Genomic DNA, 20,477 nt, shown 5'->3' on the forward strand with positions numbered 1-20,477 from the left:
ACTCTTCCATCAGTGACGCCTCGCGGCACTGTCGGTGGGCGGTCGTACAGTGCGGGTCATGGCCTCGACCCAGACACCTCAGACCGTCATCGAGGGGTTTCTGCTGCGAACCCGGCGCGTGATGGCGCATTCTCTGATTCGTGAGCAAGCGGCCCTGATGAGCAAGCTCCACACGGGCAAGGTGACCATCTGGGTCACCGTCAACACCAAGACCGGCGAGGAGAGCCACCGGTTGCAAGCCGAGTACCCGCCCGAGGAGGCGCTGGAGTCGCTGGCCAGCCGGGTCCGTCCGCTGATTCTCAGCTCCGAGCCGATCTACTACGCCAAGGCGCTCGACGCGCTGGAGCAGTTGGTAGGGACCGAGACGCTGAACGCGGAGATTGACCTGGGCTGGTGGCGCGACTATTGGCGCGCGGTCATCGACGCCAATCTGGCGGCACAGGCGTATTGGGTCGCCACGCCCAGCGGCACCACCACCGACCGCAAGCTGATGTATTCCTGGCTCTATGGCGACGTCATCCACGCCAAGTCGCCGAGGTCACGGGCCATTCGCGATCTGGACATCGACCAGCGGTACTACGCCGCCGCGCCGGGCATCGCCCGAATCTGCGACCGTGTGATCTACACCCAGATCATGCTCAAGGGCCTGATCGACAAGGGCCTGTTGACCGTGGACCCCGAGGTGCAGAGCGTTGCCGTGGTGGTCACCACCACAAGCATCGACAAGGCGGTGACCGTGCGCGTCTCGGACGTCGGCGCGCCGGTCCCCGATGACCTGACGACCGTCGGCCCGGCAGCACTTGATCCGGCAGTCTGGAGAACACCGCACCAAGACTTGGCCGCGCTGCATGGCGGCGCTGATAGGCAGGACACCTAGTTGCTGTCTTTCTCCGTCGATCGCGCTGCATCGGACCGGCGAAAGGAGTGCCTTAAGTCGTACCTGTCGGCCAATGTCTGGAACTCCCGTGACGGGTTCATCTGCACGTCGGCGTCTGTGTGTCGATCGTCTGCCGAACGGCGCGGAGCCGCCTTTTATGAGGCTCAAGGACACGTGGTCGGACCGTGCTATGACTTGCACGCCGACGGCAAGCCCTATCGCGTCGTAGTTCTGCCAATGGAAACGGGCGAACCGAAGCAACACCGGACGCTCGACCAGCGCACAAAGGACGTGCTCGATTCCGGCAAAGAAGCCTTCCGCCAGCGCAACCAGCACATGCAGGGCGTGACCTTCGGGCTGCGCCTGGCGTTTGGCTTAGCGGTGGACGCGAACATCGAGCGCATCCAGTTCGAGGACGGATCAAGCGCCCATCTGTTCGAGGCGTACGCGATGACCAACCTGCTGCTGTGCTCGGCGGTCGACGAGGGGACCTTCAAATCGCGCGCGACCGGACCGATGCGTAGGTCGTGCTCACGGCACACGCGCGCGACTCTCGGCATCCTCCAACCAACTCTTGTGATCTCGCAGGGCAAAGGCGAACTCGAAAAGTCGCTCGAAGCGAACCTGGGCGTCACCGAGTGGAAGTCGCCCGACATCGCGATGTGCGACCTAGACGGCAACCGATTCATATGGGTGTCGCTGCGGCACCCGTCGCGCGGGAACTGGCACTCACTCAAGTGCGCGTACTTGCATGACGTCGTGGTCCCGGCCATCACTCAGGGACGGGAGCTGGCGCTCAGCGGATTGTGACGCCTCGAACGCCTGATCGAAACGACCCCCCGCTGGGCCGAAAATAGGCCAAGATAGGAAATAACGGGCCGAGACAAGACGACACGACGACTCACGAAAAGCCTTGCGCGCCTGGGTACGTTAGGTCACAGCGCGACACAGGACGACACGCCCTAGACATACCGAGATAGATTTACACACCAGCGGTCGGCGGTTCGATACCGTCCGCGCCCACCATCGAACCCGTCGGCTTCCACCCGCTCACGGCCCGACGATCAGCGAAGCGAGCAGGGCCAGGGCGCACACGCCCATGATCGCGACGATCGCCCACCCCATGACGTTGGCGAACCAGTTGTTGGTGTGCCGGCCCATGATCGCCCGGTTGTTGCCGACCAGGGTGATCATCGCCATCAGGGGCGGGGCGAGCACGCCGTTGACCGCGGCCGCGTAGTAGAGCATCCGGAACGGCGGAATCCCGATGAAGTTCAGTCCCACGCCCACGAGCGTCGCCAGGGCGATCACCAAGTAAAAGGCGCGCGCCTCGCGGAATGTGTAACCCAGGCCCGCTTTCCAGCCCAGCGCTTCCGATAGCGCGTAGGAGGCCGAGCCGCTCAGCGTGGGCACGGCCAGGAAGCCGACGCCGATGATCCCGGCCGCGAAGAGCAGATAGGTCAGATCGCCGGCCAGCGGCCGCAGGGCCAGTGCCGCCTGGTCGGGGGTGTCCACCGACGTCACGCCCGCCGTGTGAAGTACGGACGCGCAGGTCAGGATGATGAAGAACTGCACGATGTTCGAGAAGCCCATTCCCACGGCGGTGTCGGCGCGCATGCCGCGGATGTCGCTTTCGAGCACGACCGGCACGCCCTTGCCGTAGAACTTCATCCGCCCGCGGGCGAAGTCCTCCTCGGCCTCCTGGTCAGCCTCCCAGAAAAAGCAGTAGGGCGTGATCGTGGTCCCCAGCACGGCCACGATATTCAGCGCGTAGTCGCGTGACCATTCGACGTGCGGGGTGAACGCGCTGAGCGCCACCGTGGGCCACCACGGATGGTGGACGACGAACGCTGCTACGACGTAGGCCAACAGGCTCAGGCACACATACTTGAGGAACCGCGCGTAAGCCGGGTAGGGCACTGAGATCTGTAGTGCCAGCGAAATCCCGACGATCACCGCCAACCAGGCCAACAACGGGGCGTGAACGAGCAACTGACCGGTTGCCGCCATCGCGCCGAGGTCAGCCCCGACATTGACGGTGTTGGCGACCAGCAGTAGCGACACGGCCACGTAGAGCACGCGGCGCGAATAGTGCTCGCGCAGCACCGCCGCCAGTCCGCGGCCGGTGACCATGCCGATCCGTCCGCAAATCTCTTGGATCGCACCCATGAACGGGTAGGTCCATGCGGCGACCCACAGCTGGGCATAGCCGAACTGGGCACCCGTTTGGCTGTAGGTCTGAATGCCCGAGGGGTCATCGTCAGACGATCCGGTGACGAACCCCGGCCCGAGAATGTGCCAGGCGGCCGCGGCGCGGGCACGAAGGGACACGCCCGAATGATGGCACATGGCTCGGCTGTCGATGGACTTCTGTGGCCCGCGCCGGTGTGGCAGCCTCAGGGGCGTGAATAGCGAACCCGTGGAACCGTTTCGCATCGACGTCCCCGACGACGTCCTGGAAGACCTGCAATCGCGGCTGGCCCGCACCCGCTGGCCGGAAGCCGAATGCGTGGACGACTGGAGCCAGGGCATACCGCTGGCCTACACCCGCGACCTGGCCGGGTATTGGGCCGACGAATACGACTGGCGGTCACGCGAGGCGGCGCTGAACCGCTTCGACCAGTTCATCACCGAAATCGACGGGCTCGACATCCATTTCATCCACCAGCGCTCCCCGCACGACGACGCGTTCCCGCTGCTGATCACCCACGGCTGGCCCGGCTCGATCGTGGAGTTCCACAAGGTGATCGAGCCGCTGACCAACCCGGCGTCCGGGCGCGCCGAGGACGCCTTCCACGTGGTCTGCCCGTCGCTGCCCGGATATGGGTTCTCCGGCAAGCCGACGCGCACGGGCTGGGGCGTGGAGAAGATCGCCGAGGCCTGGGAGACGTTGATGCTGCGCCTGGGCTATGACCGCTACGGCGCGCAGGGCGGCGACTGGGGCGCCGCCGTGACCACGCAGATCGGCCGAAACGGCGGCCACTGCGCGGGCATCCACCTCAACATGCCGATCGGTCGGCCCACGCCGGAGTCGCTGAAGAACCCGACCGAAGAGGAGCAGCGGGCCATGGCCGCACTGGCCGACCACCGCAAGTGGGGCACCGGCTATTCCAAGCAGCAGTCCACCCGGCCGCAGACGCTGGGTTACGGGTTGGCCGATTCGCCGGTGGGGCAGTTGGCGTGGATCGTCGAGAAGTTCTGGGCGTGGGCCGATTGCGGCGGCCATCCGGAGAATGTGTTCACCCGTGACGAGCTGCTGGACAACGTGATGGTCTATTGGGTGACCGATACCGGCGCGTCATCGGCCCGTCTGTACTGGGAGAGCTTCCGGGTGTGGGGGCAGCTGGATCGCGTCGAAATGCCCACGGGCGTAGCGGCTTTCCCGGGCGAGCTGCTGAAGGCGCCTAGAAGCTGGTGCGAGCCGGTCTACAACATCACGCACTGGACGACGATGGAGCGCGGCGGGCACTTCGCCGCGTTCGAACAACCGGAGCTGTTCGTCGACGACGTCCGCGCGTTCTTCGCGACGGTGCGGGCTTAGACGATCCGCCAACCCCGCCGCACACGAAATCGCATGTCCCACAGGTAGATCTGGTATTCGAGGAGCCAGACCCCGTGCGGCAGGAAGAGGTCTGCCAGCCGCAGTGCGGACAGCAGCCACTCGAACCGGCGCTGCCGGCCCCGCGACCAGTCCAGCCGCATCAGCGCGCGAAACTCCGGAGCCAGAAACCCCGTCGTCGCAAACAGGTTGAACGGGCCGGCCAAGACGCGCAACGGCCACGGCAGGAACGCCAGCGCCGCCACGCCGCGCAGATGCTCTCGTACCGGAGGGTCGATGCGCAGCTCGTCGAGCGAGCGCTTCCAGTACTCGTCAAACGCCGCCCGGTCCGGCGGCCACATGCGCTCGGGCACCTGCAGCGTGGTGCCCAGACGCTTGGCGTCGAGGTAGACCGCGTCGGCGGCGTCGTCGTCGAGCGGGCCGTGCAGAAACTCGTGCTGATCGACGAAATAGCGGTACAGGCACGACGCCACCCACAACTGCAGCTTGGGGTCGAAAGCGTTGTAGGACACCGGGCTTGACGACTTGGATCGGACCTGTCGGTGTGCGATGTCCACGGCGCCGCGGATCAAGGCGCGGTCGGACTCGGTTCCGATGGTGGCGACCGCGAGGTAGGTGCCGGTGGTGCGGGCCCGCTTGAACGGATGCTTGTAGACGTTGCCGCTGTCCACCGGGCTTTCCAGCACGCCGTACCCGACGCCGGGCAGGGACAACTGCATGATCACGTTCGCGGCCGGGAGCAACAGTGCCGCCGGGTTCAACAGGTCGGCGACCCGGGTCGCGGGCCGCTTCATCGCGGACGATGCCATGTCGTCGAGTGAACCACGTACCGCGGCCGGGGCGTTAGAACCGGCGGAAAACGGGCACGCCTGAGCAGATGAGTACCCAATTCGGCGTCCCGGCTTCCGGGCCGCCGCGCCACCGGGCGGCCCTGCCGACGGGCGCCCTCGAATCATCCCTACTGATGTGGTGGGTGATCGGCCTGCTGATCGCCGTCGTGATCGTCGCGGCCATCTTCGCGATGGCGTAGGCCGCGCTGAGGCTCGTCTAGCCGGCGCGCGCCGTGTGAGACGCTGCCAGGGTGTTGGCGAGGCGGACCCGGCTAGCCGGCGTGCTGGCCGGCTATCTGGCCGACGTCGCGCTGGGCGACCCGGCGCGGGGGCATCCGGTCGCCGCCTTCGGGCGGGCCGCCGCCGGGTTGGAGCGGGTGACCTACCGCGACAGCAGGGTCGCGGGGGTGGTGCACGTCGGTGTGCTGGTCGGGGCCGTCAGCTTGCTCGGCGCCGCGCTGCAACGGACCGCGGACCGCGGCGGCCCGCCCTGGTCGATCGCGGCCACCGCAGCGGCCACCTGGGTATCGGTGGGCGGAACCTCGTTGGCGCGCACCGGCTTGGCGATGTCGGAACTGCTGGAGCGCGGGGACATCGAGGCCGCGCGCCGGCTGCTGCCGTCGCTGTGCGGGCGCGATCCGGCCTGGCTGGACGGCGCCGGCCTGACGCGGGCGTCGCTGGAATCGGTTGCGGAAAACACGTCCGACGCCCAGGTGGCGCCGCTGCTGTGCGCGGCGATGGGCGGGGTGCCCGCGGTGCTGGCGTACCGCGCCGTCAACACGCTGGACTCGATGGTCGGCTACCGATCGGCTCGCTACGCCCGATTCGGTTGGGCCGCAGCGAGATTGGATGATGCGGCCAACTACGTCGGCGCGCGGGCGACGGCGGCGTTGGTGGTGATGTTCGCGCCTTTCGTCAGCGGGTCACCCGCGGGCGCGGTGCGGGCCTGGCGCCGTGATGCCGCCCGTCACCCCAGCCCCAACGCCGGTGTTGTCGAGGCGGCCTTCGCCGGGGCGCTGGGGGTGCGACTCGGCGGGCCCACCCAGTACCGCCACGAGCTGCAAATCCGGCCGACCCTGGGCGACGGCCACCAGCCGACGGTGGCCGACCTGCGCCGGGCGGTGGCGCTGTCGCGGACGGTGCAAGCGGGCGCCGCGCTGCTGGCGGTGCTGCTGTGTTACCGGCGGCGGCCGTAGCGGTCGGCGAGTTTCGCCTCCACGGTCTGCGGCGCCTCCGGGGCCGGCGCGGCCTCGGCCGCGGGTTGCTGTTGTTTTTCCCGGCGGCGCGCGCGGATCTCGGAAAAGATGAAGTAGCCCAACCCGAGTGGCGCGACGATGCCGAAGGAAATCCACTGGATGCCGTAGGACAGGAAGGGCCCGGCGTCCAGGTGGGGCACGTCGATCACGCCGAGCCCGCCGGGCTGGTCCTCGGTCAACTGAAGATACGAGCCCGCCAGCGGGATCTTCGTCAGCGCCGCGACCTGTTGGGTGCTGATCGAGTACACCTGCTGCACGCCGTCTTGGGTGAAAGGGTCTTTGCCCGGCGCGACGGCCTCGGAGTCGCGCAGCCGCGCGGTGATGGTGACGGTGTCCCGGGGCGGGCGGGGGATCGGCGGGACATGGGATCCCTGTTCGGGCCGCACGTAGCCCCGGTCGACGAGCACGGTGGGTCCGGCGTCGACGACGAACGGCGCCAGCACCTCGAACGCCGGCTTGCCCTCGATCACCCGCAACCGGGCGAGCACCTGGACGTCGGGCAGGTAGTGCCCGGTGGCCGTCACGCGGCGCCATTGCGCGTTCGGTGCCGACGAATCCTGTTGCGGTAACAGCGTTTTGAGAGGAACGGGTTCGGTGTTGAGGGAATACTCGATCTGACGGTTCTCCCGCGACGTCCGGTTGTGCTTGCCCAGCTGCCAGGGCGCCAGCACCGTGAAGCACAGGTAAGTGAAGGCGATGACCACCAGCGCCAGCGCGATCCAGCCGGGTCGCAGCAGGAACGCCAGTCGGCGCAACACCCTGGACATCAGGGCGATCCGTTCCCGCCGAGCCGGTCGTCCACCCAGGCGTGCAGGCCGGGCAGTGCGGCCTCGATGACGGCGAAGACATCCTCGAAGTCCTGCGCGTCGCCGTAGTAGGGGTCCTCGACGTCGGGGGCGTGGGCACTCGAACGCGGGTCGAAGGACCGCAACATCCGCACCCGCTCGTCGTCGACACCCAGCTCGCGCAACATCCGGAGATGGTTGCGGCCCAGCGCCACCACCAGGTCGGCGGCCAGATGGTCGGCGTCGACCTGAGCGGCGCGATGGTCGGTGGAGTAACCGTGCGCGCGCAGCACATCGGTCGCCCGGTCGTCGGCGCACTGGCCGACATGCCAGTTGCCGGTGCCCGCGCTGGTCACCCGAACGGCGTCGGCCAGGCCGCGGCGGCGCAGCTGGTCGGCGAACATCTTCTCGGCCATTACCGACCGGCAGATGTTCCCCGTGCAGACGAAGGTGACGTGCAGCGGCTCAGACACCGAGCGCCGCCCGCAGTTCGTCGATGGTCGCGGCGTGCGTCACGCCGGTGAGGCTGAACCCGTCGGCGAAATCGTCTCGCCCGTAGCCCCAGCCGACCACCACCGTGTCGATGCCGTGCGCGGCCGCGCCGTGCACGTCGTGGCTGCGGTCGCCGACCATGAGCACCCGCTCGGGCAGGGGCTGCAGCTGCTCCAACGCGTGCGCCAGGACGTCGACCTTGGTCTTGCGGGAGCCGTCGGGGCTCGCCCCGGCGATCACCTCGAAATGCCGGTCAAGCCCGAAATGGGCGAGGATGCGCCGCGCCGTCGTTTCCAGCTTCGAGGTGGCCACGGCGAGCCGGATACCGGCGGCGCTCAGATCGGCCAACAGCGGCTCGATGCCCTCGAACAGCGTGTTCATCGCCCAGCCCCGGCTGCCGTATTCGGCGCGGAAGGCGGTGATCGCCCGCTCGGCGTCCTCGCCCAGCATGGACCGGAAGGTGTCGTCCATCGGGGGGCCCACGATCTGCGCCACCAGGTCGCCGTCGGGCACCGCGACGCCGACGTGCTCGAGCGCATGCAGAAAGCTGGCCACGATGCCCTCCGCGGAGTCGGTGAGGGTGCCGTCGAGGTCGAAGATCACCAGCTCGGTGGTGCGGCCCGGCGAGGGGCGATCGGTGGACGTTGTGCCTGTCACCTCACCATTGTCCTCGATCGTCTCCTCCGGGTGTGACGGTGTCGGTGCCACCCGCCCAAGCGGCCCACTAGTGTTTCTCGGATGGCGAGTCTGAACTTGAGCCCGCCTGCGACGCGCTATCACGGTGATCAGGCCGTCGCACCCGGGATGCTGGATTTCGCCGTCAACGTCCGTCACGCCCAACCGCCCGACTGGCTGGTGCGGCGGCTGGCTGCGCGGCTGCCCGATCTTGGGCGCTACCCGAGCGCCCAGGACGTGCGCTCGGCGCAGGACGCGGTCGCGGAGCGGCACGGCCGACCACGCGACGAGGTGCTGCCGCTGGCCGGGGCCGCGGAGGGGTTCGCGTTGCTGAGCAACCTGCGTCCGGCGCGGGCGGCGATCGTCGCGCCCTCGTTCACCGAGCCGGCGGACGCGCTCGGCGCGGCCGGGGTGCCCGTGCACCACGTGGTGCTCGAGCCGCCCTTCGGCCTGGACGCGGTGACCGTTCCCGACGACGCCGACCTGGTCGTGGTGGGCAATCCGACCAACCCAACCTCGGTGCTGCACACCCGCGAGCAGCTCCTCGCGTTGCGCCGGCCCGGCCGGATCCTGGTGGTCGACGAGGCGTTCGCCGATTCGATCCCGGGCGAACCGGAGTCGCTGGCCGCCGATTCGCTGCCCGATGTCCTGGTGTTGCGCAGCCTGACCAAGACGTGGGCGCTGGCGGGATTGCGGGTGGGCTACGCCCTGGGCTCCCCGGAAGTGTTGGCCCGGTTGGCCTCTCGGCGTGCCCACTGGCCGGTGGGGACGCTGCAGCTGGCGGCCATCGCGGCATGTTGCGGCCGGCAGGCCGTCGCAGAGGCGGCGGCCGGCGCCGCGCGCCTGGCGGAGTTGCGCGCCGAGATGGTGGCCGGCCTGACGTCGGTGGGCGCCGAGGTGGTCGACGGCCGCGCGCCGTTCGTGCTGTTCCGCGGGGCGGACGCCGTTGATATTCGAAAGAAGTTGCAGGACAGGGGGATTGCCATCCGTCGCTGTGATACGTTCGTCGGCTTGGACGAGCGTTACCTGCGGGCCACGGTGCGCCGGGAGTGGCCGCTGCTGGTTGCGGCCATCGCGGAGGTGCGCCGGTGAGCGTGCGGCTGGCCGACGTCATCGACGTGCTGGACGAGGCCTACCCGCCGCGGCTCGCCGAATCGTGGGACTCGGTGGGCCTGGTGTGCGGCGACCCCGACGATGCGATCGAGTCGGTGACCGTCGCGGTGGACGCGACGGCCGCGGTCGTCGACGAAGTTCCGGCGGGCGACCTGCTGCTGGCCCATCACCCCTTGCTGCTGCGCGGGGTCGACACCGTGGCGGCCAGCACGCCCAAGGGCGCGCTGGTACACCGCCTGATCCGAACGGGGCGTTCGCTGTTCACCGCGCACACCAACGCCGACTCGGCCTCACCGGGCGTGTCCGATGCGCTGGCCCAGGCCCTCGGCCTCACCGTCGAAGCTGCCCTGGAGCCGCGAACGGCCGCTCCCGACCTGGACAAGTGGGTCATCTATGTGCCGCGTGACAACGCGGAGGCGGTGCGGGCGGCGGTGTTCGAGGCGGGCGCCGGGCACATCGGCGACTATTCGCACTGCAGCTGGAGCGTCAGCGGCATCGGGCAGTTCCTGCCGCACGAAGGGGCGTCGCCGGCGGTGGGCAGCGTCGGAGCCGTCGAGAAGGTGGCCGAGGACCGGTTCGAGGTCGTCGCGCCCGCTGGGATCCGGGCCGCCGTGCTGGCGGCCATGCGCGCCGCCCACCCCTACGAGGAGCCCGCGTTCGACGTCTTCGCGTTGCTGCCCCCGCCCGGTGACGCCGGGTTGGGCCGCATCGGCGCCCTGCCCCGGGCCGAACCGCTGCGCGACTTCGTGGCCCGCGTCGAAGCCGCCCTGCCGCGCACGGCGTGGGGCGTGCGCGCGGCCGGCGATCCCGACCTGCCGGTATCCCGGGTCGCCGTTTGCGGCGGCGCCGGGGACTCGCTGCTCGATGCCGCGGCCGGCGCGCGTGTGCAGGCCTACGTGACGGCCGACCTGCGGCACCATCCGGCCGACGAGCATCGCCGGGCCTCCGGCGTGGCGCTGATCGACGTGGCGCACTGGGCGAGTGAATTTCCGTGGTGCCACCAGGCCGCCGACCTGTTGCGGTCCCGTTTCGGTGCCGCGCTGCCGGTGCGGGTATGCACCATTCGCACCGACCCATGGAATATGGGGCAAATGGAGGGTGACCACTGATGAAGGCCGAAGTCGCTCAGCAGCGTTCGCTGCTCGAGCTGTCGAAGCTGGACGCCGAGCTGTCCCGCATCACGCACCGGGCCAGCCATCTGGCGGAGCAACAGGCCTGCGAGCGGCTGCAGGAGGAACTCAGCGCCGCCGGTGACCGCGTGGGCGCCATTCGGATCGCGTTGGAGGACATTGACGTTCAGGTGTCGCGGTTCGAGTCCGAAATCGAGGCGGTCCGGCAGCGCGAGGACCGCGATCGGTCGTTGCTGCAGTCCGGTGCCACCGACGCGAAGCAACTGTCGGATCTACAGCACGAGCTGGAGACCCTGACGCGCCGCCAGGCCAGTCTGGAAGATTCGCTGCTCGATGTGATGGAGCGCCGCGAGGAGCTGCAGTCCCAGCTGGATGACGGGCAGGGCAAGGTCGAAGCGCTGGAGGCCGAATTGGCCGAAGCCCAGCGGGCTCTCGACGCCGCGCTCGCCGAAATCAGCGAGACCCGACAGACGCATTCGTCGCGGCGCGAAACGCTGAGCGCGACGCTGGACCCCGCCCTGTCCGCGTTGTACGAACGCCAGCGCGCCGGGGGAGGCCCGGGCGCCGGGCCGCTGCTCGGGCGCCGGTGCGGCGCCTGCCGCCTCGAGATCGACCGCGGCGAGATGTCGCGGATCTCCGCCGCCGCCGAAGACGAGGTGGTGCGGTGCCCGGAGTGTGGCGCGATCCTGTTGCGGGTCAACGGGTTCGACCAGTGAAGGTGGTGATCGAGGCCGACGGCGGGTCGCGCGGCAATCCCGGCCCGGCCGGATACGGCGCCGTGGTGTGGACCCAGGACCGCTCCACGGTGCTCGCGGAGAACAAGCAGGCCATCGGCAGGGCCACGAACAACGTGGCCGAATACCGTGGCCTGCTAGCCGGTTTGGACGACGCCTTGCGGGTCGGCGCGACCGAGGCCGCCGTCTTCCTGGATTCCAAGCTGCTGGTGGAGCAGATGTCGGGGCGCTGGAAGGTCAAGCATCCCGACCTGATCGAGCTGCACGGCCAGGCCCGAGAGCTGGCGGCGCGGTTCGATCGGGTCAGCTACACCTGGATTCCGCGGGACCGCAACTCGTACGCAGATCGGCTGGCCAACGAGGCGATGGATGCGGCCGCCGCCGGCGGCCCCGGGGAAGATCCCGGGCAGGCCGAGGCCGAGCCCGCGAAAACCGCTGCGCCGCAATCCCCGCAGGCGCCCGGATGGACCGGTGCGCGCGGTACGCCGACCAGGCTGCTGTTGCTCCGACACGGCCAGACCGAATTGTCGGCGCAGCGCCGTTACTCGGGGCGCGGCAACCCGGCCCTGACCGAAGTGGGGCGCCGGCAGGCCGACGCCGCGGCCCGTTATCTGGCGCAGCGCGGCGGAATCTCGGCCGTGTTCGCCTCACCGCTGCAGCGGGCCTACGACACGGCGGCCAGGGCCGCCAAGGCGCTCGGCCTGGACGTGACCGTCGACGACGACCTGATCGAGACCGACTTCGGCGCCTGGGAGGGGTTGACGTTCGCCGAGGCCGCCGAGCGTGACCCGGAGCTGCACGGGCGCTGGCTGCGGGATACCGGCACCACCCCGCCGGGCGGTGAAAGCTTCGACGACGTGCTCGACCGGGTGCTGAAGGCCCGCGGACGCATCATCGCAGCGCACCAGGGCACAACGGTGCTGGTGGTGTCCCACGTGACGCCGATCAAGATGCTGCTGCGGCTCGCGCTGGAGGCCGGTCCGGGCATCCTGTACCGGCTGCATCTCGATCTGGCATCGCTGAGCATTGCGGAGTTCTATTCTGACGGGGCGTCTTCCGTGCGTTTGGTGAACCAGACGGGCTACCTGTAGGCGCCAAGGAGAACTCATGCGGCCGCCCCAACCATCAGGAGATCCGATTCCGGCGGACATTCGGGCGCTGGTGATGCCGGCCGTGCTCGACGAGTTGACCCGATGGGGCGTCGAGCGGTTCAGCATCGAGGCGTTGGCCGAGCGGCATCACTTCGACCCCGCGATGGTGTACCGGTATTGGGCGGATCGGCGCCAACTCATCGTCGACGCGGTTCTTTCCGACGTCGAGACGGTGAGCTCGGGAACCGACACCGGCTCATTGCGGGGAGACCTGGAGGCCCTGGCCCGCAATGTGACCAATCGGATCAACACCGAAGTCGGCTGCACACTATTGCGCGCGCTGGTGATGGACGGCCGTCGGGGGCACGATGAAGTCACCCGCGTGCGGTTCTGGCGGGCACATTTCAGTGCGATGCGCGCGGTCGTGGACCGGGCCAGGGAGCGGGGCGAATTGCGCGACGGCGTCAACACCCTGGCCGCGGTTCAGATCCTGCTGGCGCCGCTCAACATTCGGGCCCTGTACTCCGACGTTCCCGTCGACGACGACTACCGCGCCGCCATCGTCGACATGGCCTGGCACGCGCTCGCCCGCCGGTGAGCCTGGTCGTACCATCCGCCTATGAGAAGGACATTCGTCGCGACCTTAGCCCTCGGTTTGATCGTCGCCTTGTTCGGTCTGATCTGGGCACTTCAGGGATTCGGGGTGCTCGGCGGTAGCCCGATGAGCAACACCACCACCTGGTCGGTCATCGGTCCGATCACGGCGGTGATCGGCATCGTGATCGCGGTAGTCAGCTGGCGGAAACTCTCGTCGAAATAGGGCCTCACGTCCCCGTCACGGTGAAGTCCACCGTGTGCCAGCCGGTGGCGCCGTCGGGGACCGTAGCGACCCGATCCGCAGTCTGGGTGGCCCCGGTGTTGTCGGTGGCACGCACCGTGATGCTGTGCCGCCCAGGACTCTTCGCCTGCCAGGGAAAGCTCCACAGCCGCCAGGTCTCGTTGGAGTAGCTGGCGCCCTGTTCGGCGGCCTGCCACGCGCCGTCGTCGATGCGGACTTCCACGGACCGCACGCCGCGATTCTGCGCCCAAGCGACACCACCGAAAACCACGGGGCCCGCCGGCACCCGCTGACCGCTTTTCGGCACGTCGATCCGCGACTCGGTCTTGACGGGTGCGCGCGGTGCCCAGCCCTGCCGCGTCCAGTACGCCTCCGCCTTGTCGAAGCGGGTCAGCTCCATGTCGACCACCCATTTGGTGGCCGACACATACCCGTAGAGCCCGGGCACCACCAGCCGGGCCGGATAGCCGTGCTCGATCGGCAGGGGCTCACCGTTGAGGGCGACCGCCAGCAGCGCGTCGCGGCCATCGGTGAGCGCATCCACCGGAGTGCCGGCAGTGAAGCCGTCGATCGACGTCGACAGCACCATGTCGGCCTCCGGACGCACACCGGCCGCGGCCAACAGATCGGCCACTCGATAGCCCGTCCAAAGCCCGGTCGAAACGAGCTTGCCGCCAACGGGATTGGACACGCAGGTAAGCGTCGCCACCTTTTCGACGACGTCAAAACCGGCGAGGTCGGCGAAGGTGTAGGTGGCTTCCCGGTTCACCATGCCGTGAATGCGCAGCCGCCAGTCGGAGTGGCTGAGTTGGGGAACGGTGAGCGCGGTGTCCACCCGGTAGAAGTCGGCGCTGGGGGTGACGAAGCTGGGCAGCGCAATGCCTTTCGGCTGCACATCGGCGGGTATCGGGGGCGCCGGGGTGCGCGGTGTGGGCAGCGTGAAGCTGGTGCGGTCGGCGGCCACCGAATGCACCAACCGCGTGATGATCGCGCCCGCCACGCCGCTCACGACTCCGAATCCGAGCACGCCGAGCACCACCAACCTGCGCCTGCCGGCATCGGGCTCGTCGTGGTCGCCGGTGTCTTCGGGGACCGGCCGAAAACGACGGGTGAGCAGGCGCAGGGCGGCGACGCCGCAGGCCGCGCCCGCGATGGTCGGGATCGTGTCGAGCGCCGTCGCGCCCGGCCGCGTCAACACCGCGACGCATCCGAGCGCGCCCGCCGCGGCGATAACGGCGCTACCGATTGGGCGGCGGAGGGTCTCGAACGTCCCGGCAATGGCGGCGATTGCGGCGATCACCACCAGTACGGCCACGGTTAGGAAGAGTTTGTCCAGCGAGCCCAGGGTCTGAATCGCCCACTCTTTGACCGGGCCCGGTGTCAGGTCGACGACGGCCGCGCCGATCGCGGCCCGCGAGTCGGCCCGCGCACCGAACGGTATGCCCACCAGCTGGGCCACCCCGAGCGCGACGGCCGCGGCGGCGACCCCGGCGATCATCCGCTCGTTCGACGGTGCGGCAGCCACCGGAGTCACGTTCTGCTTCAACGGGTTAGGGAGATGGCGCCTTCGGGGCAATTCTGCTCCGCGGTGACGGCCTGCGCCTCGAGCTCGCCGGACACCTCATCGACGAGCACGACGGAGTGGCCGACCTCGTCGGCGTCGAAGACGTCGGGCGCCAGGGTGTAGCAGCGCCCGTGCCCGGTGCAAAGGTCGGCGTCGACGACTATCCCGGTCATGGTGCCGAGAACACCAGCGGCAGCGACTCCACCGAACGCAGCGCGGCGGTGTAGGTCAGCTGGGTGCCGGGCTTGATCTCGTAATCCGGTATGCGCCGGTGGAATTCGCGTAACGCCACCCGCAACTCCATGCGGGCGAGGTGCGAGCCGAGGCAGCGGTGCGGGCCGCCGCCGAAGGCGCGGTGCCGATTCGGGTTGCGGGTGAAGTCCACCAGCTCCGGGTCGGCGAACTCGGCGGGGTCGGTGTTGGCGGCGCCCAATAGCGGGCTGACCCGTTCGCCCTTGCTGATCGGACACCCGCCCACCTCGACGTCTTGAATGGCGACCCGAGCGACGCCGGGCACCGGTGTCTCCCAGCGCAGCAACTCCTCGACGGCCCCGGGCAACACGTCGGGCTGCTCGACCAGCTGACGGCGGTGGTCGGGGTGGCGCGCGAGGTACACGAAGAAACAGTCGAGCGAGTCGGTCACCGTGTCCAGCCCGGCGATCAGGAACAGGAAGCAGATGTCCAGGAGTTCTTCGCGCGACAGCGGCTGCCCGGCGATGTCGGCGGCGATCATCGCCGACAGCACGTCGTCGCGGGGGTTGGCGATGTGCTCGTCGATGGCACGGTCGAAGTAGTCGTAGATCTGTTGTGCCACTGCTGCGGAGCTGTCGTGGCGGCGGTCGAAGCCGGAATCCCCCTCCGGGCGGATCACGCCGTCCTTCCACTCCAGGAACTTGTCGAGGTCCTCCAGCGGCAGCCCGAGCACCTGTAGGAAGACGGTGCACGGCAGGGGCACCGCGAACTCGGCGTGAAAGTCGCAATGGCCCCGATCGGCGAAGCGGTCGATCATCTCGTTCACCAATTCGGCGACGCGCGGCTCGCGCCTGGCCATCTCCCGCGGAGTGAACAGCGGGTCGAGGACCCGGCGGTACTTCGCGTGTTCGGGCGGGTCGATCTGCAGGGGGATCAGCGGCCGCACGTTGCCCAGGTCGACGGCGTCCATGTTCGATGAGAACAGCTCGGTGTGTTTGAGCGCCATCTCGATGTCGGCCAGGCGACTGAGAACCACCGCCTGCGGCGACCGGAACACCGGACTCGTTTCGCGCAGCGCCTTATACATCGGCTGCGGCTCCGCGAGACCAGTCATGGTCTGGTCGACGAACCCTTCGGTTTCTGTCATCTGGTCAGACTGGCACCAACATCCCCGCTGGGCAATGGTCAATGCTAAGCGGTCGCACAATCGGTGTGCGGCGAGCTTTCAGGCCGCGTCGTGAAAGATCAGCCCCATCGCGTAACGCTCACCGGAGCGCACCACCGACACCCCGTGCCGCACCGGTGCCACGGACCAGCCGCGGCTGGAGGGCACCGGCCGCTCCCGCGTGGTGAACACGAATCCATGGCCCTGCGGCAATTGCGTTGCGGTGCCGCGGGACTGTGCGCGCGGCCGCTGTTCGACGAGCAGGAACTCGCCGCCGGTGTAATCGGTGTCGGGTTCGCTCAGGTTGATCACCACCTGTAGCGGAAAAACCAAGTCGCCGTAGAGGTCTCGGTGCAAGGCGTTCCAGTCGCCCGGGCCGTACCTGAGCATCAGCGCGGTGGATCGGGTCTGGCCCGCCGCGTGGCAGGTGGCCAGCCAATCGTCGAGGCTGTCCGGCCAGGGCGCATCGCGGCCCAGCCTTGCCCACCAGTCGCGGGCGATCGGCAACAGGCGGGGGTACAGCGCCTGTTTGAGCTCCTCGATCGGGTCGGGATAGGGCGCGTGGAAGTAGCGGTACTGCCCGGCGCCGTACCGCTTGGGCGCCATGTCGATGGTCGAGCGGAACAGGTCGTCGTCGCCGTAGAGCTTGCGGAGCCGGGCCGCCTCGCTGGTGGTGACCAGCCGCGGCAGCAGCGCCCCGCCGTACTCGTCGACCGCGCTGGCGATGGCGTCCCAGTCGCCGGAGTCGACGCGCTTCGTCCACCGGGACATTCGCGTCCTTCCCGTGTTCCTGCCTGCGAGGTCCACGATAGAGCCGAGCCGATAGTTGCTGGCCCCGGCATCACGAAGGTAGTACCGTGAATCGTCGCGGACGAGTTGGCCGGGCGGCCGCGGACCGTCGCAAGGCGGTTCGAGGAAAGTCCGGACTTCACAGAGCAGGGTGATTGCTAACGGCAATCCGAGGTGACTCGCGGGACAGTGCCACAGAAAACAGACCGCCACCCTCGCGGTGGTAAGGGTGAAACGGTGCGGTAAGAGCGCACCAGCATCCCGGGTGACCGGGGTGGCTAGGCAAACCCCACCCGAAGCAAGGCCAAGAAGGCCGCACCGAAAGGTGCGGCCGCGCAGGCGTCCAAGGGTTGCTCGCCCGAGCCTGCGGGTAGGCCGCTCGAGGCACCCGGCGACGGTGTGCCCAGATGGATGGTCGCCGCTGTGCGTCTCCGGCTGCCGGAGGTGCACAGAACAGAATCCGGCTTACAGGCCAACTCGTCCGCCCCGCTCAGTGCCGGGCCTTGCGCACCGCCTTGGCGAGTTTGCGCAGCGCGTCGTCGAGCTGCTGTTCGCACCGCTCGGCCAAGTCGGCCTCCTGCTGGTACAGCAGGCCGTAGGTGAAGGTGTCCTCGCCGGCGGTGTGCGCGGCTTCGGATTCGTGTCGCAGGTGTTCGCGGCTGACCACGCTGTCCTGGTGGTCACCGAGCAGCGACTGGACGGCCTTCGACTGCTCGGAAACCTTGTCCTCGCCGGTGGCCGCCGCGGTGTAGCGAAGTCGCTTGGCCCGCTTGCGGATCCGGTGCACTGCCTCGTCGCGCTGATGCTGGTCGTCCGGGTGGTCCCGGTAAACCTGGGCGGCGGCCTTGGCGGCCTTGCGGACCTTCTTGTAGGCGGCGTCGATGGTGACCGGCGCGTGTTCCTCGTCCGAGGCGCTGCCCGGCGGTTGGACCGCTATCGCGTCGAGGGCGTTGAGCAGGCGGAAATAGCGCTGCGAACGCATGGCCATCAAGGACCGGCGCAGCCCGGTCTGGTAACGGCGCTGGGCGCCCCCGACCAGCCGCTCGTGCACCGGCCCGCGCACCAAATCCGGTGTCAGCCTGTCCAATTGACGCTCGTAACGTTCCGCGAGGACCTCGGCGTCGCGCGCGATGCCGAGGATGCCGGCCAGCTCGCGCAGCTCGTCGAGAACCCAGCCGTCGTCGGGCAATCCGAACGATTCCTGGTAGTCGCGCAGCAGGCTGCGCAGCTTGCGGGTGGTGACACGCATCTGGTGGATGGAATCGAAGGCATCGGCCCGCACGGCGCGATCCCACACCAACAGTTCGCGAATCTGCTCGGCCACCGCGCGCTGCAAAGGGTGCTCGGCGGGCTGCGCGCTGTCAGGCTGTGGCGTGGTGCCGAGTACGCGTGCCAACTTGGAGGCATGACCGGCGGGTGCGGCGCCGGCGTCGAGCAGCCGATTACCCAAGCGGTTCAACAGCTCGGTGTCCGGGGCCCCGTTCTTCTCGGCAAGTTCGAGCTCCCATTCGCGCCACTCCTGCTGCGTGGGCTCCAGGTCGGCGTCCTCGGACGTACGGGCCGACCACGCGGTGACGTGGTCATTGCTGAACTCCGCCAGCGGCGCGCCGTCGGCGGAGTACAACACCTGGCTTTCGCGTTGCGTGGTGATCCGCGCGACCGGTACGAGGGGGCTGTCGCGGACGATCGCCAGCACGACGTCCACCAACTCCTCCGGCACGGTGTCGGTGCCCGACGCGTCCAGCGGCACCCGGACCTCGGTGCGGGCCTCGGGACCGGTCGGCAGCTTGAGATGCCACCCGGCATCCGAGCCGCCCGTACGGCGGCGCAAGGTGATCTTGTTGCGCGCGAGGTCTTGTGCCGGGGTGTCGAAGTACGTCGCGTCCAATGTCTGGGTCGGTGACTTGTCGACGTGCGCCACGGCGGCGATGCCTTCGAACGAAGGTGACACGGTGGATTCGCCAACGTCGAACTTGCGCTCCACCTCTCGATGGCGCGAAGCTTGCGGCGCTTTTGCAGGCATGTTCGGCTCCGTTGCGGCGCGTCGCCGCGGCCTTGAACGTCGTGGACGGTGGTGCTGGGCTCTCATAGCCTGCCATACCGCGGTGACGCGGATCGCGGCGATGGCCCGCGGGTTGTTGCCCGCCTCGGCGCTACGGCGGTGGCGGCGGGGGATCTTCGCGGAGATGCATCGCCAGGCCGCCCACCTCGCGGATCGTCTGAATCTCGGGATCGCGGAACGGCCGCCCGTCGGGCGCGAGCAGGTCGTGAAACCATTCAGCCGGCATAGCTGGGTTGGGGTGTTCCCATGAGTCCCAGGGGAAGAAGGTCTGCGTTTTCCCGGCGACCAGGCCCCAGTTGAATGCGCCGACGTTGTAGCGCTTCGCGATGGGCAGCACACCCTGGACCGTGCTGCCCAAGGGCCGGGCCATGTATTCGGTGCACAGGATCGGTCGCCCCATGGGTGTGAGCTCGGCGATCCGGCTCTCGAACTTCGCGGGCGGGTCATAGGAATGGAAGGTGATCACGTCGGAGTTGTCCAGCTGAATGCCGCTGATCGCGCTGCGGCGGCCGGGGTCCGCCCACTCGCCGTCCCAGACGGCGCTCGTCAGCGGTTGGCATGGATCGACCGAACGGGCCCAGCCGAACACCTGCGGCAGCAGGTCGGCGACCAGATCCAGCTTGTCGGGCCGCTCGACCGAGCGGTAGTACTTCGACGGATTGTCGGGTTCGTTCCACAGATCCCAGCCCAAAACGCGCTCGTCGGTGCGGAACTGAGCCAGCACCCCGGTGACGTAGTCGCGCAGCGTCGGGATGTAGGTATGCTCCCCGAGGCGTTGCGCGCCCGGGCTCTGCACCCAGCCCGAATTGTGCACGCCGGGCGTCGGCGCGCGCTGCGGACCGGATTGGGGGTGAGGATCCCAACAGGAGTCGAACAAGACGAACAGCGGCTTGATGTCGTGGCGCGCCGCGATGTCGACGAACTGGGCGAGGCGGACTTGGAACTCCCGAGGGCCCTGCTCCCACAGCAGATCGTGCAGGAAGACGCGCACGGCGTTGAGCCCGCTGGCGCGGGCCCAGCCCAGTTCGGTGTCGATCCGCCGGGGATCGAACGTATCGGCCTGAAACATCTCCAGCTGGTTGATGGCGTTCGAGGTGATGTAGTTCACCCCAACCGGCCATTGCTGCGTCTGATACCACCGGTTGGCGCGCTCGGGCGACCAGCGGCTTGCCTGCGGCGAGGTGCCAGGCGCGGGTTCCGCGGCCGCGCGAGGTGCTCGGGTCAGTGCAGCCCCTCCTGCCAGTAGCAGCGGAAGCTTGAGCACCGTTCGACGGTGCACGAAGTCACCGCAAATTCCCCGGTCGATGTGTTCACCCTTGCTCTCG

At 68.7% G+C, this 20,477-nt stretch carries 22 protein-coding genes and 1 other RNA gene; 12 read left to right on the forward strand and 11 right to left on the reverse strand.

The window, feature by feature from the left end:
* Positions 1-58 precede the first annotated feature (58 nt).
* Together A5756_RS10130 and A5756_RS10135 are read left to right on the forward strand one after the other, a co-directional pair.
* Positions 59-877, forward strand: coding sequence for a hypothetical protein (locus tag A5756_RS10130; RefSeq protein WP_066951648.1), 819 nt, complete (start codon positions 59-61; stop codon positions 875-877).
* 195 nt (positions 878-1,072) lie between these two features.
* Complete coding sequence (locus A5756_RS10135) at positions 1,073-1,687, forward strand: hypothetical protein (RefSeq protein ID WP_156659400.1); 615 nt, start codon at positions 1,073-1,075, stop codon at positions 1,685-1,687.
* A gap of 240 nt (positions 1,688-1,927) precedes the next feature.
* Here the strand turns inward: A5756_RS10135 and A5756_RS10140 are convergent, their stop codons facing one another.
* Positions 1,928-3,208 (reverse strand): NRAMP family divalent metal transporter, encoded by a 1,281-nt coding sequence (locus A5756_RS10140; RefSeq protein ID WP_197505759.1) that lies wholly within the window; start codon positions 3,206-3,208, stop codon positions 1,928-1,930.
* Between the two features lie 88 nt (positions 3,209-3,296).
* Between A5756_RS10140 and A5756_RS10145 the strand changes: the two genes are divergently transcribed.
* The gene (locus A5756_RS10145) at positions 3,297-4,418 is read left to right on the forward strand and encodes an epoxide hydrolase family protein (protein ID WP_066951655.1); all 1,122 of its coding nucleotides are present in this window, start codon (positions 3,297-3,299) and stop codon (positions 4,416-4,418) included.
* Here the strand turns inward: A5756_RS10145 and A5756_RS10150 are convergent.
* Positions 4,415-5,230 carry an oxygenase MpaB family protein gene (locus A5756_RS10150; protein WP_066951658.1) on the reverse strand — a complete coding sequence of 272 codons (816 nt, stop codon included), beginning with the start codon at positions 5,228-5,230 and terminating at the stop codon, positions 4,415-4,417. The two genes, A5756_RS10145 and A5756_RS10150, sit on opposite strands and share 4 nt — an antisense overlap.
* Before the next feature lie 83 nt (positions 5,231-5,313).
* Between A5756_RS10150 and A5756_RS25860 the strand changes: the two genes are divergently transcribed.
* Together A5756_RS25860 and A5756_RS10155 are read left to right on the forward strand one after the other, a co-directional pair.
* The gene (locus A5756_RS25860) at positions 5,314-5,466 is read left to right on the forward strand and encodes a hypothetical protein (protein WP_156659402.1); all 153 of its coding nucleotides are present in this window, start codon (positions 5,314-5,316) and stop codon (positions 5,464-5,466) included.
* A 51-nt stretch (positions 5,467-5,517) separates the two neighbouring features.
* Complete coding sequence (locus tag A5756_RS10155) at positions 5,518-6,462, forward strand: cobalamin biosynthesis protein (protein ID WP_066951661.1); 945 nt, start codon at positions 5,518-5,520, stop codon at positions 6,460-6,462.
* Here A5756_RS10155 and A5756_RS10160 read toward each other — a convergent pair.
* The 3 genes from A5756_RS10160 to A5756_RS10170 are packed head-to-tail and all read right to left on the reverse strand — an operon-like array spanning position 6,444 to position 8,456.
* On the reverse strand, positions 6,444-7,277 hold the full coding sequence (locus A5756_RS10160; RefSeq protein ID WP_156659413.1) for an SURF1 family protein: 834 nt from the start codon (positions 7,275-7,277) through the stop codon (positions 6,444-6,446). The two genes, A5756_RS10155 and A5756_RS10160, sit on opposite strands and share 19 nt — an antisense overlap.
* A gap of 11 nt (positions 7,278-7,288) precedes the next feature.
* Entirely contained in the window at positions 7,289-7,780 is a 492-nt protein-coding gene (locus A5756_RS10165; RefSeq protein WP_066951667.1) for a low molecular weight protein-tyrosine-phosphatase, read from the reverse strand.
* Positions 7,773-8,456 carry an HAD-IA family hydrolase gene (locus tag A5756_RS10170; RefSeq protein ID WP_197505760.1) on the reverse strand — a complete coding sequence of 228 codons (684 nt, stop codon included), beginning with the start codon at positions 8,454-8,456 and terminating at the stop codon, positions 7,773-7,775. Before A5756_RS10170 ends, A5756_RS10165 begins: the two co-directional genes overlap by 8 nt.
* Before the next feature lie 81 nt (positions 8,457-8,537).
* Between A5756_RS10170 and cobC the strand changes: the two genes are divergently transcribed.
* Genes cobC through A5756_RS10200 form a run of 6 tightly spaced genes read left to right on the forward strand, consistent with a single transcriptional unit; the run spans position 8,538 to position 13,362 of the window.
* Positions 8,538-9,566 (forward strand): Rv2231c family pyridoxal phosphate-dependent protein CobC, encoded by a 1,029-nt coding sequence (cobC, locus tag A5756_RS10175; protein WP_066951670.1) that lies wholly within the window; start codon positions 8,538-8,540, stop codon positions 9,564-9,566.
* Positions 9,563-10,696 carry a Nif3-like dinuclear metal center hexameric protein gene (locus A5756_RS10180; RefSeq protein WP_066951673.1) on the forward strand — a complete coding sequence of 378 codons (1,134 nt, stop codon included), beginning with the start codon at positions 9,563-9,565 and terminating at the stop codon, positions 10,694-10,696. Before cobC ends, A5756_RS10180 begins: the two co-directional genes overlap by 4 nt.
* Positions 10,696-11,433, forward strand: coding sequence for a zinc ribbon domain-containing protein (locus tag A5756_RS10185; RefSeq protein ID WP_066951676.1), 738 nt, complete (start codon positions 10,696-10,698; stop codon positions 11,431-11,433). The genes A5756_RS10180 and A5756_RS10185 overlap by 1 nt, the downstream gene beginning before the upstream one ends.
* The gene (locus A5756_RS10190; protein WP_066951679.1) at positions 11,430-12,542 is read left to right on the forward strand and encodes a bifunctional RNase H/acid phosphatase; all 1,113 of its coding nucleotides are present in this window, start codon (positions 11,430-11,432) and stop codon (positions 12,540-12,542) included. Before A5756_RS10185 ends, A5756_RS10190 begins: the two co-directional genes overlap by 4 nt.
* Before the next feature lie 16 nt (positions 12,543-12,558).
* A complete protein-coding gene (locus A5756_RS10195) occupies positions 12,559-13,140 on the forward strand; it encodes a TetR-like C-terminal domain-containing protein (protein ID WP_066951686.1) in 582 nt (193 codons plus the stop codon).
* A 21-nt stretch (positions 13,141-13,161) separates the two neighbouring features.
* Complete coding sequence (locus A5756_RS10200; RefSeq protein ID WP_066951689.1) at positions 13,162-13,362, forward strand: hypothetical protein; 201 nt, start codon at positions 13,162-13,164, stop codon at positions 13,360-13,362.
* Between the two features lie 4 nt (positions 13,363-13,366).
* Here A5756_RS10200 and A5756_RS10205 read toward each other — a convergent pair whose 3' ends face one another.
* From A5756_RS10205 to A5756_RS10220, 4 genes are all read right to left on the reverse strand, one after another.
* A complete protein-coding gene (locus A5756_RS10205; protein ID WP_066951811.1) occupies positions 13,367-14,878 on the reverse strand; it encodes a molybdopterin-dependent oxidoreductase in 1,512 nt (503 codons plus the stop codon).
* A 44-nt stretch (positions 14,879-14,922) separates the two neighbouring features.
* Positions 14,923-15,117: a ferredoxin gene (locus tag A5756_RS10210; protein ID WP_066951691.1), complete on the reverse strand. Its 195-nt coding sequence runs from the start codon at positions 15,115-15,117 to the stop codon at positions 14,923-14,925.
* Entirely contained in the window at positions 15,114-16,283 is a 1,170-nt protein-coding gene (locus A5756_RS10215) for a cytochrome P450 (protein WP_066951692.1), read from the reverse strand. The genes A5756_RS10210 and A5756_RS10215 overlap by 4 nt, the downstream gene beginning before the upstream one ends.
* Before the next feature lie 78 nt (positions 16,284-16,361).
* Complete coding sequence (locus A5756_RS10220) at positions 16,362-17,072, reverse strand: 2OG-Fe(II) oxygenase (RefSeq protein ID WP_066951693.1); 711 nt, start codon at positions 17,070-17,072, stop codon at positions 16,362-16,364.
* 101 nt (positions 17,073-17,173) lie between these two features.
* On the opposite strand from A5756_RS10220, the gene rnpB reads away from it, so the two are divergent.
* An RNA gene (rnpB, locus tag A5756_RS10225) (RNase P RNA component class A) lies at positions 17,174-17,574 on the forward strand.
* A 6-nt stretch (positions 17,575-17,580) separates the two neighbouring features.
* On the opposite strand, the gene A5756_RS10230 is transcribed toward rnpB, so the two are convergent.
* Together A5756_RS10230 and A5756_RS10235 are read right to left on the reverse strand one after the other, a co-directional pair.
* A complete protein-coding gene (locus A5756_RS10230) occupies positions 17,581-19,113 on the reverse strand; it encodes a CYTH and CHAD domain-containing protein (RefSeq protein ID WP_066951695.1) in 1,533 nt (510 codons plus the stop codon).
* A 130-nt stretch (positions 19,114-19,243) separates the two neighbouring features.
* The gene (locus A5756_RS10235; protein ID WP_082948293.1) at positions 19,244-20,431 is read right to left on the reverse strand and encodes a 1,4-beta-xylanase; all 1,188 of its coding nucleotides are present in this window, start codon (positions 20,429-20,431) and stop codon (positions 19,244-19,246) included.
* Positions 20,432-20,477 lie beyond the last annotated feature (46 nt).

This window comes from Mycobacterium sp. 852002-53434_SCH5985345 (assembly GCF_001667155.1).
Taxonomy (GTDB): Bacteria; Actinomycetota; Actinomycetes; order Mycobacteriales; family Mycobacteriaceae; genus Mycobacterium.

What these genes read in the sequence shown, in the direction of transcription:
- A5756_RS10130 (WP_066951648.1), top strand. Translation starts at nt 59, where the DNA reads ATGGCCTCGACCCAGACACCTCAGACCGTCATCGAGGGGTTTCTGCTG.
- A5756_RS10150 (WP_066951658.1), bottom strand. Translation starts at nt 5,230, where the DNA reads ATGAAGCGGCCCGCGACCCGGGTCGCCGACCTGTTGAACCCGGCGGCA.
- A5756_RS25860 (WP_156659402.1), top strand. Translation starts at nt 5,314, where the DNA reads ATGAGTACCCAATTCGGCGTCCCGGCTTCCGGGCCGCCGCGCCACCGG.
- cobC (WP_066951670.1), top strand. Translation starts at nt 8,538, where the DNA reads ATGGCGAGTCTGAACTTGAGCCCGCCTGCGACGCGCTATCACGGTGAT.
- A5756_RS10185 (WP_066951676.1), top strand. Translation starts at nt 10,696, where the DNA reads ATGAAGGCCGAAGTCGCTCAGCAGCGTTCGCTGCTCGAGCTGTCGAAG.
- A5756_RS10195 (WP_066951686.1), top strand. Translation starts at nt 12,559, where the DNA reads ATGCGGCCGCCCCAACCATCAGGAGATCCGATTCCGGCGGACATTCGG.
- A5756_RS10200 (WP_066951689.1), top strand. Translation starts at nt 13,162, where the DNA reads ATGAGAAGGACATTCGTCGCGACCTTAGCCCTCGGTTTGATCGTCGCC.
- A5756_RS10205 (WP_066951811.1), bottom strand. Translation starts at nt 14,878, where the DNA reads ATGATCGCCGGGGTCGCCGCCGCGGCCGTCGCGCTCGGGGTGGCCCAG.
- A5756_RS10210 (WP_066951691.1), bottom strand. Translation starts at nt 15,117, where the DNA reads ATGACCGGGATAGTCGTCGACGCCGACCTTTGCACCGGGCACGGGCGC.
- A5756_RS10215 (WP_066951692.1), bottom strand. Translation starts at nt 16,283, where the DNA reads ATGACAGAAACCGAAGGGTTCGTCGACCAGACCATGACTGGTCTCGCG.
- A5756_RS10220 (WP_066951693.1), bottom strand. Translation starts at nt 17,072, where the DNA reads ATGTCCCGGTGGACGAAGCGCGTCGACTCCGGCGACTGGGACGCCATC.
- A5756_RS10230 (WP_066951695.1), bottom strand. Translation starts at nt 19,113, where the DNA reads ATGCCTGCAAAAGCGCCGCAAGCTTCGCGCCATCGAGAGGTGGAGCGC.